We start from the raw sequence: 13,809 nt of genomic DNA, 5'->3' as shown, positions 1-13,809 counted from the left end.
CCTGCGGCTCCGCGCCGTCGCATGACCCCGGAATCGCCTACCGACCGGACCCGGCCAGGAAGGCGCGGATCGCCGCCGCCGCCCGCGCCGGGGCGTCGCCGCTGGCATCGCCCAGCGACTCGGCGGCGAAGCGGGCCTGGATCGCCGCATAGGCGCCATGGCCGGCCGGGGCGGCGGCGAGGGTCGGGAGCAGGTCGTCGAGGCGATCGACCACCGGCCCGCACGCCCATTGGGCATAGGCCGGGTCGTCGGCCCAGGCGATGTTGGCGGGGTTCAGGAAGACGCAGGGGCGCGGGCGGATCAGGAACTCGATGACTTGGCTCGACGTGTCGCCCAGATACAGGTCGGCGGCGGCGGTGTAGCTGCCGTCGACCATCGCGAAGCCGTCCGCATCGCAATGGACATGGGGGTGACGGTCCAGCTCCGCCATCAGCATGCGGATGTCGGGCGCGCCCTCCAGCAGCCGCTGGTGCGGTGCGAAGATCAGGTTCCAGCGACCGTCCGCGACGATCCGGCGCACCACCGCCTCGCCCCAGCTCCACCAGGAGGAGCGGTGCCGCTGCCAGTGCGGGGCGTAGAGGATGGTCGGGCGGTCGTCGGCGGCGAAGGGCGGGCGGGTGACGCTGCGCTGGCGGAACCCCGCCTTGACGTAACCGGTGGCGACGATCCGTTCCGGGGCGAAGCCGCGCGCCAGATAGGTGGCGCGCTCCCGCTCGCTCGGCACCAGGGTCAGCGCGGCGGCGCGGCGGCGGGGATCGTCGCGCGCGCTCATCGATCCGACCCCGTGCGAGGTCTTGACGAAGGGCAGGCGCAGCCAGGGGAACAGGCGGGGCAGCCACAGGCTGGTCTGTTCGGCGCAGACCACTGCCCGCGCCGAGAGCAGGCGGGGCAGCAGCCGGAGCAGCACCGGGATCTTGGAGGGCAGCGGCGGATTGCGGCCGGCCGGGCCGTCGACCCGGCGAAATCCGGGCGCCCGGCGGATGCGGACCGGCAAGCCGGCGCTCCATCTCGTCAGCAACGCCTCATGCACCGAGGTCGCGACCCAGGCATCGACGGGCACGCCCTCGTTCGCCAGGGCCTCCGCGATCGGCCAGAGATGCGGGATCAGCAGCGTCTCACCCAGGAACAGGAAGGCGACCGGTCGAGTCATGCGCGGACGCCCGGCCAGCGGGCGATGTCCTGCGGCCGGTCGACCTCCTGCCAGGCGAGGCCGGGGGGCAGGGACAGCGCGGTCACGCCGTCCGCGCCGGCCAGCCGGTCGATGATCGCATGGTGGAAGGCGTGGATGCCGTCATCCGCGCCGATCACCGTGTCGAGCGCTGCGGCATAGCCCGACCCCCGGCGCGCGACCACGACACCGAGCGATCGATGCGTGGCGCGGGTAGGGTCCAGCGTCTTGGCGACGGCGGTGACGCGGTTGCCCTGTGCCGCCACCAGCATGTCGTCCGCCTCCGCCGGCCCGTCCAGCGGATCGACGAGCAGCGACACGCCGGGACCCGCCATCGCCACGGCGAAGCGCAACGCATCGGGATCGAACAGCGTATCGCCGTTCATCAGCAGGAACGCCTCCTCCAGCAGGTCGCGCCCCGCCCAGACGCTGCCGATGCTGCTCGCCACCGCCCAGAAGGGGTTGAAGACCAGGCGCACCGGCAATGCACCGGCCGGGCGGGCGGCGAGATGCGCAGCGATCTGGGCGATGCGATAGCCGCCGATCACGACGGCTTGCTCGACCCCGGCGGCGGCGCAGGCGTCGAGCTGATGGTCGAGGATCGCCCGGCCGCCGACCGGCACCAGGCATTTCGGCCGCTCCAGCGTCAGCGGCAGCAGTCGCGACCCCTGGCCGGCCGCGAGCAGGATCGCCTTCATCGCCGCATCCTTCGGCATATTCCTTTCAGGCTCATGGACTTGGTCGCTAATCCGCGAAGATGGTCGCAATACGGCGGCCGTTCCCAAGCGATTGCCCGCGCGCATGGTTGCATCGTCGGGGCGCGAGGCGGGGCGGGGAAGGCCCCGGACATTCGGAGATTTCGCGCGCGGCGCTTTTGCGTTAGACGGCGGTTCCCATCATGGCGTCCGCTTCTCCCCCCGCACCGCAAACCCCGCCCCCTCGCCCGCGCGAGCGGCTGGCGCGCGCCTGGGGGCGGTGGTGGGTGAAGGCGCTGGCCCTGCTCGCCTTGCTCGCCGCGATCGGCTGGGCCCTGCTGTGGCTGCTGGTGATCCGCGCGCTGCCCTCGGTCGACCAGCTCCGCGCCTATGAACCGCCCTTGCCGACCAATGTGCGGGGCATCGATGGCGCGCCGATCCAGTCCTATGCGCGCGAACGACGCGTGCAGCTGGCCTATGCCGAATATCCGCCGCTGCTGGTCAAGGCGTTCCTGGCGGCGGAGGACCGGACCTTCTTCGAGCATCACGGCGTCGACTATCCCGGCCTGGCGGGCGCGGTGGTGGACTATGTGTCGAAGTTCGGCACCGGTCGTCGCGCCAAGGGCGGCTCCACCATCACCCAGCAGGTCGCCAAGAACCTGCTGATCGGCAACGAATATTCGCCGACGCGCAAGCTGCGCGAGGCGATCCTGGCGTACAAGATCGAGGATACGCTGTCGAAGGAGCAGATCCTCGAACTCTATCTCAACCAGATTCCGCTCGGCCGTAACGCGTTCGGCGTCGAGGCGGCGTCCCATGCCTATTTCGACAAGGATCTGAACGAGCTCGACCTGCCGCAGCTCGCCTATCTGGCGATCCTGCCCAAGGGGCCGTCCAATTACGACCCGATCCGCCATCCCGACCGGGCGCTGGCGCGGCGCAACTATGTGCTGCGCGAGATGGTGCGCAACGGCTTCATCACCCAGGCGCAGTTCACGCAAGCCAATGCCGCGCCGCTCGGCACGGTGCGGCGGCGCACGCCCAAGTTCGAGGCGGTCGGTGGCTATTTCGTCGAGGAGGTGCGGCGCGAGCTGGTCAATCGCTTCGGCGAGACGGCCAAGGCCAGCCCGAACAGCGTCTATGAAGGCGGCCTGTGGGTGCGCACCTCGCTCGACACCCGGCTCCAGGACCTGGCGGCGCAGGCGCTGCGCGACGGGCTGATCCGGTATGAGAGCGGGCGCGGCTGGTCGGGGCCGCTGCGCCATGTCGATCTGGACGGCGACAATTGGCAGCAGCCGTTGCTCAACACCAACATCGCGCTCGACTATCAGGACTGGCGCGCCGGAATCGTGGTGGCGCGCGAGGGCGATGCGTGGCGGCTGGGCTTCGCCAACGGCGCGACCGGCCTGTTGCCGCGCTGGGCCGCGCAGACGCCCAAGCGGGGCACGGCGACGCCGGCCTTCGGGACGCTCAAGCCCGGCGACATCATCGCGGTCGCCCCCTCGGGCAGCGATTTCGCGCTGCGCTCGGTGCCGCGGGTATCGGGCGGCTTCGTGGTCGAGGAACCGGCGACCGGCCGGGTGCTGGCGATGCAGGGCGGGTTCGACGCACGGCTCCAGGCGTTCAACCGCGCGGTGCAGGCGATGCGGCAGCCGGGCTCGACCATCAAGCCGCTGGTCTATTCGGCGGCGCTGGAGAACGGCATGACGCCCGCGTCGATCATCGTCGACGGGCCGTTCTGCGTCGACCAGGGCGCGCGGCTGGGCCAGAAATGCTTCCGCAACTTCGCCAATATGCGCTCGGCGGGGCCCAAGACGATGCGCTGGGGCATCGAGCAGTCGCGCAACCTGATGACGGTGCGCATGGCCGCCACCACCGGCATGCCCAAGCTGGTCGACACGCTGAAGCGGATGGGGGTAGGCGACTATCCCCCCTATCTGTCGATCGCGCTCGGCGCGGGGGAGACGACGGTGCTGCGCATGGTCAACGCCTATGCGACGCTCGCCAACCAGGGGCGCGGGCACGAGCCGACGCTGATCGACTTCGTCCAGGATCGCCACGGCAAGGTCGTGCTGCCCGAAAACTGGCGGCCGTGCGAAGGGTGCAACGCGCCCGACTGGAATGGCGGGCCGATGCCGCGCCCGGCGCTGCGGCAGAAGCAGGTGATCGACGCGATGACCGCCTATCAGATGGTCCATATCACCGAGGGCGTGGTCCAGCGCGGCACCGCCACCGTGCTGCGCGATCTCGACCGGCCGATGATGGGCAAGACCGGCACCACCACCGGTCCGACCGACGTCTGGTTCGTCGGCGGGACGCCGCAATTCATCGGCGGCCTCTATATCGGCTACGACCATCCCCGGAACCTGGGCGGGGTGGAGGGTGGCACCTTCGCCGCGCCGGTGTTCAAGGAATTCGCGGCCAAGGCCTATGACGGGCTGGAGAAGCTGCCGTTCCGCGCGCCGCCGGGCATCCGCATGGTGCGGATCGACCGGAAGAGCGGCCGCCCGGTGTTCGGCACCTGGCCCGACCCCGACGATCCGCGCGCCGCCGTGATCTGGGAGGCGTTCAAGCCGGAGAGCGAACCGCGCCGCGCCCGCCGCCGGGGCGACGCCGCCGCGCCGGCCGCCACCGCCGCGCCGACCGCGGCCCCCAGTCCGCGCGACAGCGATTTCTTGCAAAGGGAAGGCGGAATCTACTAGCCGCCATGCTTATATAGCTGATGGTTTCCGGCGGGCCCGACCAGTCCCGCCACAAGGCTGCCCGGATCGCCGGGCATGTCGGTCCTGATTGGAGAAGAATATGCGCGCCGAAGCGCAGGCTCATGTCGACAGCATTCGCGACGCGCTGGCGCTGCTCCGCCGGTTCCTCAACTGGGACCAGGCGCTGCGCCGGCTCGACGAACTCAACGCGCGGGTCGAGGACCAGGCGCTGTGGAACGATCCCAAGGCCGCGCAGGAGGTGATGCGCGAGCGTCGCCGGCTGGACGAGGCGGTGACCGCGACGCGCGCGATCGAATCGGAACTGGACGGCACGGTCGAACTGATCGAGCTGGCCGAGGCGGAGGGCGACGAGGAACTGGCGTCCGAGGGCACGCAGAGCCTGGCCGAACTCGCCGCCCGCGCGCAGCAGGACAAGGTGAAGGCGCTGCTGGCCGGCGAGGCCGATGCCAACGACACCTATATCGAGGTGAATGCCGGGGCCGGCGGCACCGAGAGCCAGGACTGGGCCGGGATGCTCAGCCGCATGTATACGCGCTGGGCCGAGCGGCACGGGCTGAAGGTCGAGCTGGTCGATAGCCATTCCGGCGAGCAGGCGGGGCTGAAATCGGCGACGCTGCTGCTCAAGGGCGAGAACGCCTATGGCTATGCCAAGACCGAATCGGGCGTGCACCGGCTGGTGCGGATCAGCCCGTACGACTCGGCGGCGCGGCGGCACACGTCGTTCGCCAGCGTCTGGGTCTATCCGGTCGTCGACGACAATATCGAAGTCGACTATAACGAGAGCGACCTGCGCATCGACACCTATCGCGCCTCGGGCGCGGGCGGCCAGCACATCAACACGACCGATTCGGCGGTGCGCATCACGCACATCCCGACCGGCATCGTCGTGCAGTGCCAGAACCAGCGTTCGCAGCACAAGAACAAGGCCGAGGCGTACAACCAGTTGCGCGCCCGCCTGTACGAGCGCGAACTGTCCATCCGCGAACAGGCCGCCAATGCGGAGAACGCGACCAAGACCGATATCGGTTGGGGCCACCAGATCCGCTCCTATGTCCTCCAGCCCTATCAGCTGGTGAAGGACCTGCGGACCGGCGTGACCTCGACCGCGCCCGGCGACGTGCTGGACGGCGATCTCGACCCGTTCATGGCGGCGGCGCTGTCGCAGCGCGTGACCGGCGAGAAGGTCGCCGTGGAGGATGTGGATTGAGGATGGCCTGCGCCCTGCTGCCCGCGCTCCTGCTGCTGACGGCCTGCGACGGTTCGCAGCCGCTGCTGAAGCACGAGCCGAAGCAGCCGGGGCCGTTCCCGGCGGCGGATCGCCCGGTCGCGGCGATCGTGTCGTCGCGCTGGTCGAACGAGGAGGCGCGCGATCGCCTGCGCGAGGCGGAGCAGGTGATGGACAAGGCGGATATCCGCCCGGGCATGACCGTCGCCGATATCGGCGCGGGCGAGGGCTATTACACCATCCGCCTGGCCGCGCGCGTCGGCGAGCGGGGCCGCGTGCTGGCGGAGGATATCTTCGAGCCGATCCGCGATGCGCTGGCCGAACGCGTCTCGCGCGAGCGGTTGGAGAATGTCAGCGTGCGGCTCGGCACGGCCAATGATCCGCGCCTGCCGGACCGAAGCTTCGACCGGGTGATGATGGTGCATATGTACCATGAGATCGCCCAGCCCTATGAGTTCCTGTGGCATTTGCGGCCGTCGCTGAAGCCGGACGGGCTGGTGGTGGTGGTCGATGCCGATCGCACCACGCGCAACCATGGCACGCCGCCGGCCCTGCTGACCTGCGAGTTCGCGGCGGTGGGGTTCCAGCGCGTGTCGCTGGAGCCGATGGCGAGCGCGGGCGGCTATCTCGCCACCTTCCGCCCGATGGGGCCGCGCCCCGAGCCGGCGGACATCCGACCATGCCGCATGGCCCCGGCGGGTGCGGAGGGCGGGCAGGGGCACAGGCCCTGATTTTCGAACTTCTCCCGTGCAGCGGAAGAGTGGTAAAGGTGCCGCCCGCCACCTAATAGCCCCGCCATGACCAGCCATTACGAAGACCAGTATCTCGACCTGCTCCGCCGCGTCTGGGAGACGGGCGACGAGCGGCGGGACCGTACCGGCGTCGGCACCCGATCGCTGTTCGGGCCGACCCTGCGCTTCGACCTGTCGGACGACCGGGTGCCGCTGCTCACCACCAAGCGGGTGGCGTGGAAGACCGCGGCGCGCGAGATGCTGTGGTTCCTGACCGGCGATACCAATATCCGCGCGCTGGTCGCGCAGAAGGTGCATATCTGGACCGACTGGCCGCTCGCCCGCTATCGCCGCGAGACGGGCGAGGCGATCGACCGCGACGCGTTCGAGGCGCGAATCCTGGCCGATGACGCTTTTGCCACCGCCTGGGGCGATCTCGGCCCGGTCTATGGCAAGCAATGGGTCGATTGGGACCAATATGAGCCGGTCGGCGACGGCCTGTACCGGCGCGGTCCCGGCATCAACCAGATCGCCGAGCTGGTCCGCATGATCCGCCAGGATCCGACCTCGCGCCGGCTGCTGTTCACCGGCTGGAACGTCGCGCAGCTCGGCGGCATGGCGCTGCCGCCCTGCCACATGACCTATCAGTTCCATGTGGCGGGCGGGCGGCTGTCGGGCATGTTGTGGCAGCGGTCGTGCGACCTGGGGCTGGGCTTCGCCTTCAACGCCTTTTCCGCCGCGCTGCTGATCCGGATGCTGGCGCAGCAATGCGATCTGGCGGCGGGCGAGCTGGTGTGGAGCGCGGGCGACGCGCATGTCTATCTGAACCATGCGCATCTGGTCGAGGAACAGCTCGCCCGCCCGCCGCGTGGGAGCCCACGGCTGCGCATCCATCGTCGGCCCGCATCGATCTTCGACTATGCGATCGAGGATTTCGCCGTCGAGGATTACGACCCCCATCCGGCGATCGCTGCCCCCGTCGCGGTCTGACGCCGGCTCTTTCGGAGCGCGGGGCAGACGGTATACGCTCGGTCCATGGACGATATCGATCCCAGTCACGCACCCGGTCGCCGGCGTGCGCGGAGCGAAATGGATGGGCTGATCTGCCGGCTCGACTGGTCGGCCACGCCGGTCGGGGCGCGGGCGGACTGGTCGCCGGCCTTGCAGCAGGCGGTCGCGCAGATGCTCGCCTCGCCCCAGCCGATGTTCCTGTGGTGGGGGGAGGCGCTGGTCCAGTTCTACAACGATGCCTATCGCGAGTTGCTGGGCCCGACGCTGCATCCCTGGCTGCTCGGGGGAAGCGGCCGCGCGGATTATCACATGCTGTGGGGGCAGGTCGCGCCGCAGATCGATGCCGCCATGGGCGAGGGCCGGTCGGTCCAGCAGCGCGACGTCCGCCTGTCGGTCTGCCGCTTCGGGCAGGATGAGGACGCCTGGTGGGACGTGCATCACGCACCGGTCGCGGATGCCGCCGCACCCGGCAAGGTGGGCGGCGTGCTGGTCACCTATGTCGACGTGACGGACCGGCATCTGGAGCAGACGGCGCAGCGTCGCGCCGCCGCCAATCGGCAGTTCCTGGCCGCGCTGGACCAGGCGCTGCATCACGGCACCGATGAAGCGGCGATGCTCGATACGGTGAACCGGATGCTCGGCGAATTTCTGGGCGCGAACCGGGTCGGTTTCGCCGAGGATCGCGGCGATGGTAGTGCATGTTCGGCGCGGCAATATATCTGCGACAACGTGCGCGGGACCGGACGCCTGGTCTATCGCGACTTTCCCGCCGATGGCTATGCCGCGTTGTTGGCGGGACAGACCGTGCATCGATGCGACGTACGCGGGGACCTGACGTTGAGCGATACCTATCGCGACGCGCACCGCGCGATCGGCATCCGCGCGATGATCAATGTGCCGATCCTGCGCGACGGCCGGCTGACGGCCCTGCTCTATGTCCATTGGCGCCGGGCCCGCACGCTCCGCGCCGACGAGATCGCGCTGGTCGAGACGGTCGCCCGGCGCGGCTGGATCGCGGTGGAACTGGCCCGGTCGCAGGCCCTGCTGGCGAGCCGGGGCGAACCGCTCCGCCAGGCGACCCCCGTCGACTGAGCGGCGGCCCGGTCAGGCCGCCCCCGGCCCCTCCCAGGCGCGAAAAGCGGCGATCACCGCGTCCGAGGCCTGCCAGGGGACGAAATGGCCGGCCTCGACTGTGCGCACGGTCAGGTCGGGGACGAAGGGCGGCAGCTGCTCGACCTGGATCGGCAGCAGCGCCTTGTCCTGGACGCCCCAGACGACCAGCACCGGCTGCGTCACCGGCGGGAAGGGCGCGTCGAGAAAGGCGGGGCGTTCCGGCGTCGCATCCGGCGCGGGCACGATGATCGGCGAGGCGCGATACCAGTTGAGCATCGCGGTCAGTGCGCCGGGCTGGCCCCATTCGTCCAGATAGGCCGCCTTGTCCGCCCCGGCGATCGCGTTGGTCACATGCTGGGCGAAGCTGGTGCTGAAAAACCATTCCAGCCCCTTGCCCAGGATATGCCGGTCCAGCGCCGTGTCGCGGAAGCGGGTGATATATTGGCTGGCGGCCCGCTGCGCCGGATCGTCGAACAGCGACCGCTGGAAGACGAAGGGATGCGGCGCGTTGACGATCGCCAGTCGCGCGACCCGATCCGGATGGCGCAGCGCCGCCATCCAGGCGACCGCGCCGCCCCAGTCATGGCCGACCAGCGTGAACCGATCGATGCCGAGTGCATCGGCCAGCGCGATCAGGTCGCCGACGATCCGGTCGGGCGCATAGGCCTCGACGCCCTCCGGCTTGGACGAGCGGGCATAGCCGCGCTGGTCAGGGGCGACGACGAAGTGATCGCGGGCCAGATCGGGCACGATATCGCGCCAGGTGCGGTGCGATTCGGGAAAGCCGTGGAGCAGGACCACCGGCGGCGCATCGCGCGGCCCGGCCAGCTGCACGTCCAGCTCGACGCCGGTCGACAAGGCGATGCGGGTGAGGTCGGTCATGACACGGTCTCCGGGGCGTCGGTTTCTTCCAGCATGGCGAGCAGGTCGAGCGGATAGATCGGCTCGGGCCAGACGGCGATCTCGGCGCGGGTGAACCAGCGCCAGGACTGCATCACGCGCCGCTCCAGATCAGTATGGCCGGAAGGGTCGACGGTGCAGCCGTCCAGGTCGATGCGGAAATAGCGTTCGTCCGCCTCCACCGCGACGCCCTCGATGGTGACGAACTCGACCAGCCGGGCGGCGACCTGCGCGCCGCAGTCCCGGTCCAGCCCGACTTCCTCGCGCAATTCGCGCCGCGCCGCCTGTTCGAAGCGTTCGCCCGGATCGACCGCGCCGCCCGGCGTCACCCAGAAGGGCGGCCGGTCGTCGGGCGTGAAGCGGAACAGCAGGACATGGCCGCCCGGCGTGCCGCCCGACCGGTCGACCAGCAGGATGCGGGCGGCGGGACGCTGGGCGCGGACCGCCACGGTCAGTCGCCGTCCAGTTCGGGATAGTGGCGGAAGATGCCGTCCTGGTTGAACGGCTGGCGTCGCCCGCTCGCCAGATAGGCCTTGATGCCGGGCAGCCGCGCGACCTGGTCATGCAGTCGGACCAGATCGGGATAGTCCGGCTCCAGCGTCGCCATGCGCCGAGGGAACATGTAGCGCAGGCCCTGCACCAGCTGGAACAGCGAGGTGTCGACATAGGTCCAGCGGTGATCGATTGTCCAGTCGCCGTCGTTGCAGGCGATCACCTGGCAGAAATAGGTCAGGAACTTCGGAAGGCGTTCGTCGCGGAACTGCGCGGCGGCGCGCGCCGCCTCGGCCGTCTGGTCCTCGTAATAGGCGCCGGTGCCGACCGGATGGTGCACGTCGTGGACCTCCGCGACGAGATCGGCGATGGTCAGCTGCACCTGGTTCATCCATAGCCGGTCGGCCATGGCGGAGGGGGCGAGATCGTGGCGCTCGCCCAGGAACATCAGGATGTTGGCGACCTGGGCGATCACCAGCCCCTCGCTCGCCAGATAGGGCGGGGCGAAGGGCGTGCGACCCGAACGGGCGGCCATGTCGGCGAGCAGCGCCTCGACGCCGTCCTCGCGGGCCCGGTCGCGATAGGCGATCCCGCCCGCTTCCAGCGCCAGGCGCACGAACTCGCCCCGCCCCTGAATGCCGGGCCAGTACCACAGGTCGTAGGGCATTCAGCTTTCTCCGGGCGCGCGGGCGCGGATCGCCAGCGCGTGTATCCGCGACGCCAACAGATCGGCGAGCGCTTGGTTCACCAGTCGCTGGCGCGCGACGCGGGACAGGCCGGTGAAGGCCGCGCTTTCGACATCGACGCTGAAATGCGTTTCCCCCGTCCCGTCGTCCCCCATATGGCCGCGATGCTGCGCGCTGTCGTTCGAGACGGACAGGCGGGTGGGGGACAGGGCGGCCTGGAGCCGGTCGGCGATGATCCGGTCGAGCGGGGCGGTGGCGGTGATGGTCATCGCGCCTATATAGCCCCCTTTGACGCAAGGACGAAGTGACGACGACGTGGCGGGATCGACGGAAAGGAAGGAGCGGCCGGGCGCGCGGTTTCATGGCCGGGTCGAGGCGAACGGACGAATCTGCGTCGCGCCGGGCTGTACCGAGCCGGGCGAGTTCCGCGCGCCGCCGCTGGAGGGGCCGTCTGACGGCAACGGCCCGCGTGCCTTTCGCTGGATGTGCCTGGAGCATGTCCGCGCCTTCAACGCCGGGTACAATTTCTTCGACGGCATGACCGCGGACGAGATCCATCAGGCGCAGCGGCCGATGGCCGGCTGGGAGGCGGAGTCGCGCAGCTTTGCACGCGCCGGTGCGGGGCAGGGGCCACGCTGGGCCGATTTCACCGATCCGCTCGACGCGATCGCCGCGCGCTTCCGCCGCGAACCCGCGCCCGAACGCAGCGACGGCAAGCCCCTGTCGGGCGAGGATCGCGCCAGCCTGAAGGTGCTGGGCCTGCCCGCCGATGCCGATCGCGGGGCGCTGCGCAAACGCTATTCGGAACTGGTGCGCCGCTATCATCCGGACCGCAACGGGGGCGATCGCAGCCAGGAGATCCTGCTGCAGAAGGTGATCGGTGCCTATCAGCAGTTGCGCCAGGCACCGGCCTTCGCCTGAGGGGGGCCTTTCTCAGCCGGGCGCGGTCAGGACGGCGGAGCGACCGCTGTCGCACCGTCGCGGCAGGCCTGGCGCTGTTCGACCCGGTCGTCGCTGCCCGGCCGGCGGATCAGCACTGACAGGCTGCGGCAGCCGCCCTCGCTGGGGCCGGCGACGACGAAGCCGTGATCCAGGCCCTGGGCATCGGACCATTGCTGCAACTGGCCGCTCCTGCCGGCCGCCGCGATCGCCTGCGCCATGCTGGAGAGCGGCGCGCCCTCCTCCGCCGCCACCGGCTCGGCCCGCGTCATGGCGGTGGGCATGGGCAGAGCCACCGGGCGCGGCGTCGGCGACGGGGCGGGGGCTTCAATGGTCCGAGCGGCGATCCGCGCCTTGGGTCGGGATCGGGCGATCGGCATCACCGGCTCGGCATCGTCCTGCTCCACCACGGCCGGCGGCGGCAAGGGCACGCTGACCACATAGGGTGCGCGCGCCGACACGTCCCCCGCCTGGACGGCGATGCCGACGATCGTCCCCGCGCCGATCGTCGCCAGCATCGCGCCCGCCATCCGGGTGATCCGGCGCGGGCGCGGCGCGCGGTCGGGCGCATAGGCATAGGTCGGCGGCGCGATCATCGCCGCGCGATAGTCGACCGTCGACAGGCCAAAGCGCAGCGATCCGGCATGGATCGTCCAGCTCCGCTCGCGCCGCTCGATCCGCGTCGCGCCGGTCATCACCGGCCTGTCATCCTGCGCCATGGTCGCGTCCCCCATGCCGCATCCTAACCCGCCGGACGCATCTGACCAGATGATAAAGACCCGCCAGCGTGCAACAAAATCGCCGGGATTCGACCCGGAGTCAGCCGTCGCCGACGCGCTCGATATCCGCGCCGACCGCCGACAGCTTCTCCTCCAGCCGCTCATAGCCGCGATCGAGATGATAGACGCGGCTGACCTGGGTCTCGCCCTCCGCCGCCAGGCCGGCGAGGATCAGGCTCATCGAGGCGCGCAGGTCGGTCGCCATCACCTGGGCGCCGGTCAGCTTGGGCACGCCGCGCACCACGGCGGTGCGGCCCTGGACCAGGATGTCCGCCCCCATGCGCGCCAGCTCGGGCACATGCATGTAGCGATTCTCGAAGATCGTCTCGGTCAGCACGCTGGCCCCGTCGGCCAGGCAGAGCATCGCCATGAACTGCGCCTGCATGTCGGTGGCGAAGCCCGGGAAGGGCGCGGTCGACAGGTTGATCGGCCCCAGCCGGTCCGACGCGGCGACGCGGATCACGTCCTTGCCCGTCTCCACCGTCACGCCCGCGTCGCGTAGCGCCGACAGGGTCGCGCCCATATCCTCGGCATCGACATTGACCAGTTCCAGGTCGCCGCCGGTGATCGCCGCCGCGCAGGCATAGCTGCCCGCCTCGATCCGGTCGGGCATCACCGCATAGGTCGCGCCGTGCAGCCGGTCGACGCCCTCGATCTCCAGACGATCGGTGCCGATCCCCTCGATCCGTGCGCCCATCGCCGTCAGGCAGCGGCACAGGTCGACGATCTCAGGCTCGCGCGCCGCATTCTCGATCACGCTGGAGCCGCGCGCCAGCACCGCGGCCATTACCACATTCTCGGTCGCGCCGACCGAGACCACGGGGAAGCGGTAGCGGCCGCCGGTCAGCCGCCCGCCGGGTGCGGTCGCCTTGACATAGCCGGCCGCCATTTCCAGCTCCGCGCCGATCGCCTCCAGCGCCTTGAGGTGCAGGTCGATCGGGCGATTGCCGATCGCGCAGCCGCCGGGCAGCGACACCCGCGCCTCGCCCGCACGCGCCAGCACGGGGCCGAGCACCAGGATCGACGCGCGCATCTTGCGCACAATGTCATAGGGCGCCTCGGTCGAGGTCAGCTTGCCGGCGCGGATCGTCATCACCCGGCCGAAATCCTCGGGCCGCGTCCCCTCGATCGCGGTCGACGCACCGAGCTGGTTGAGCAGATGGCCGAAGCCGTCCACGTCCGCCAGGCGCGGCAGGTTGCGCAGAGTCAGCGGCTCGTCGGTGAGCAACGCGCAGGGCATCAGCGTCAACGCCGCGTTCTTGGCCCCCGAAATGGGCAGGCGTCCGGTCAGGCGGCGGCCGCCACGAATAAGAATGCGATCCATCCCTCCCCCCCTATCGTGCCCCG

General features: G+C 70.2%; 14 protein-coding genes. 6 read left to right on the top strand and 8 right to left on the bottom strand.

The genetic code is table 11. The annotated features are described in order from the left end of the window. Positions 1 to 37: 37 nt before the first annotated feature. Both BRX43_RS09880 and BRX43_RS09875 read right to left on the bottom strand, forming a co-directional pair. On the bottom strand, positions 38 to 1,150 hold the full coding sequence (locus BRX43_RS09880; protein WP_125994694.1) for a hypothetical protein: 1,113 nt from the start codon (positions 1,148 to 1,150) through the stop codon (positions 38 to 40). Next, entirely contained in the window at positions 1,147 to 1,884 is a 738-nt protein-coding gene (locus BRX43_RS09875; RefSeq protein ID WP_241214884.1) for an NTP transferase domain-containing protein, read from the bottom strand. Before BRX43_RS09875 ends, BRX43_RS09880 begins: the two co-directional genes overlap by 4 nt. 182 nt (positions 1,885 to 2,066) lie before the next feature. Between BRX43_RS09875 and BRX43_RS09870 the strand changes: the two genes are divergently transcribed. The 5 genes from BRX43_RS09870 (at position 2,067) to BRX43_RS09850 (ending at position 8,645) form a co-directional block, all read left to right on the top strand. Beyond that, positions 2,067 to 4,565, top strand: coding sequence for a transglycosylase domain-containing protein (locus BRX43_RS09870; RefSeq protein ID WP_125994692.1), 2,499 nt, complete (start codon positions 2,067 to 2,069; stop codon positions 4,563 to 4,565). 100 nt (positions 4,566 to 4,665) lie between these two features. Beyond that, positions 4,666 to 5,793, top strand: a complete 1,128-nt coding sequence (prfB, locus tag BRX43_RS09865) for a peptide chain release factor 2 (RefSeq protein ID WP_125994691.1) — start codon at positions 4,666 to 4,668, stop codon at positions 5,791 to 5,793. A gap of 2 nt (positions 5,794 to 5,795) precedes the next feature. Further along, complete coding sequence (locus tag BRX43_RS09860) at positions 5,796 to 6,542, top strand: methyltransferase domain-containing protein (RefSeq protein WP_125994690.1); 747 nt, start codon at positions 5,796 to 5,798, stop codon at positions 6,540 to 6,542. A gap of 66 nt (positions 6,543 to 6,608) precedes the next feature. Next, positions 6,609 to 7,532 (top strand): thymidylate synthase, encoded by a 924-nt coding sequence (gene thyA, locus BRX43_RS09855; protein WP_125994689.1) that lies wholly within the window; start codon positions 6,609 to 6,611, stop codon positions 7,530 to 7,532. Between the two features lie 45 nt (positions 7,533 to 7,577). Next, positions 7,578 to 8,645 carry a GAF domain-containing protein gene (locus tag BRX43_RS09850; RefSeq protein WP_125994688.1) on the top strand — a complete coding sequence of 356 codons (1,068 nt, stop codon included), beginning with the start codon at positions 7,578 to 7,580 and terminating at the stop codon, positions 8,643 to 8,645. 12 nt (positions 8,646 to 8,657) lie between these two features. Here BRX43_RS09850 and BRX43_RS09845 read toward each other — a convergent pair whose 3' ends face one another. Genes BRX43_RS09845 through BRX43_RS09830 form a run of 4 tightly spaced genes read right to left on the bottom strand, consistent with a single transcriptional unit; the run spans position 8,658 to position 11,013 of the window. Beyond that, positions 8,658 to 9,548: an alpha/beta hydrolase gene (locus BRX43_RS09845; protein ID WP_125994687.1), complete on the bottom strand. Its 891-nt coding sequence runs from the start codon at positions 9,546 to 9,548 to the stop codon at positions 8,658 to 8,660. After that, positions 9,545 to 10,015: an NUDIX domain-containing protein gene (locus BRX43_RS09840; RefSeq protein WP_125994686.1), complete on the bottom strand. Its 471-nt coding sequence runs from the start codon at positions 10,013 to 10,015 to the stop codon at positions 9,545 to 9,547. The genes BRX43_RS09845 and BRX43_RS09840 overlap by 4 nt, the downstream gene beginning before the upstream one ends. 2 nt (positions 10,016 to 10,017) lie before the next feature. Beyond that, positions 10,018 to 10,725: a glutathione S-transferase gene (locus BRX43_RS09835; protein ID WP_125994685.1), complete on the bottom strand. Its 708-nt coding sequence runs from the start codon at positions 10,723 to 10,725 to the stop codon at positions 10,018 to 10,020. Next, complete coding sequence (locus BRX43_RS09830; RefSeq protein WP_125994684.1) at positions 10,726 to 11,013, bottom strand: BolA family protein; 288 nt, start codon at positions 11,011 to 11,013, stop codon at positions 10,726 to 10,728. 46 nt (positions 11,014 to 11,059) lie between these two features. On the opposite strand from BRX43_RS09830, the gene BRX43_RS09825 reads away from it, so the two are divergent. Further along, on the top strand, positions 11,060 to 11,665 hold the full coding sequence (locus BRX43_RS09825) for a J domain-containing protein (RefSeq protein WP_125994754.1): 606 nt from the start codon (positions 11,060 to 11,062) through the stop codon (positions 11,663 to 11,665). Positions 11,666 to 11,691: 26 nt separating this feature from the next. On the opposite strand, the gene BRX43_RS09820 is transcribed toward BRX43_RS09825, so the two are convergent. Together BRX43_RS09820 and murA are read right to left on the bottom strand one after the other, a co-directional pair. Beyond that, positions 11,692 to 12,417 carry a hypothetical protein gene (locus BRX43_RS09820; RefSeq protein WP_125994683.1) on the bottom strand — a complete coding sequence of 242 codons (726 nt, stop codon included), beginning with the start codon at positions 12,415 to 12,417 and terminating at the stop codon, positions 11,692 to 11,694. An 85-nt stretch (positions 12,418 to 12,502) separates the two neighbouring features. Next, complete coding sequence (murA, locus tag BRX43_RS09815; protein WP_125994682.1) at positions 12,503 to 13,786, bottom strand: UDP-N-acetylglucosamine 1-carboxyvinyltransferase; 1,284 nt, start codon at positions 13,784 to 13,786, stop codon at positions 12,503 to 12,505. Between the last annotated feature and the right edge of the window lie 23 nt (positions 13,787 to 13,809).

Source organism: Sphingomonas sp. S-NIH.Pt15_0812 (genome assembly GCF_003951315.1).
GTDB lineage: Bacteria > Pseudomonadota > Alphaproteobacteria > Sphingomonadales > Sphingomonadaceae > Sphingomonas.
Note: the sequence above shows the minus strand (reverse complement) of the source record. Positions and strands in the feature narration are given on the sequence as shown.

Excerpts from the sequence above, each read along its gene's own strand:
- BRX43_RS09880 (WP_125994694.1), bottom strand. The coding sequence starts at position 1,150 with ATGACTCGACCGGTCGCCTTCCTGTTCCTGGGTGAGACGCTGCTGATC.
- BRX43_RS09875 (WP_241214884.1), bottom strand. The coding sequence starts at position 1,884 with ATGCCGAAGGATGCGGCGATGAAGGCGATCCTGCTCGCGGCCGGCCAG.
- BRX43_RS09870 (WP_125994692.1), top strand. The coding sequence starts at position 2,067 with ATGGCGTCCGCTTCTCCCCCCGCACCGCAAACCCCGCCCCCTCGCCCG.
- prfB (WP_125994691.1), top strand. The coding sequence starts at position 4,666 with ATGCGCGCCGAAGCGCAGGCTCATGTCGACAGCATTCGCGACGCGCTG.
- BRX43_RS09860 (WP_125994690.1), top strand. The coding sequence starts at position 5,796 with ATGGCCTGCGCCCTGCTGCCCGCGCTCCTGCTGCTGACGGCCTGCGAC.
- thyA (WP_125994689.1), top strand. The coding sequence starts at position 6,609 with ATGACCAGCCATTACGAAGACCAGTATCTCGACCTGCTCCGCCGCGTC.
- BRX43_RS09850 (WP_125994688.1), top strand. The coding sequence starts at position 7,578 with ATGGACGATATCGATCCCAGTCACGCACCCGGTCGCCGGCGTGCGCGG.
- BRX43_RS09845 (WP_125994687.1), bottom strand. The coding sequence starts at position 9,548 with ATGACCGACCTCACCCGCATCGCCTTGTCGACCGGCGTCGAGCTGGAC.
- BRX43_RS09835 (WP_125994685.1), bottom strand. The coding sequence starts at position 10,725 with ATGCCCTACGACCTGTGGTACTGGCCCGGCATTCAGGGGCGGGGCGAG.
- BRX43_RS09830 (WP_125994684.1), bottom strand. The coding sequence starts at position 11,013 with ATGACCATCACCGCCACCGCCCCGCTCGACCGGATCATCGCCGACCGG.
- BRX43_RS09820 (WP_125994683.1), bottom strand. The coding sequence starts at position 12,417 with ATGGGGGACGCGACCATGGCGCAGGATGACAGGCCGGTGATGACCGGC.
- murA (WP_125994682.1), bottom strand. The coding sequence starts at position 13,786 with ATGGATCGCATTCTTATTCGTGGCGGCCGCCGCCTGACCGGACGCCTG.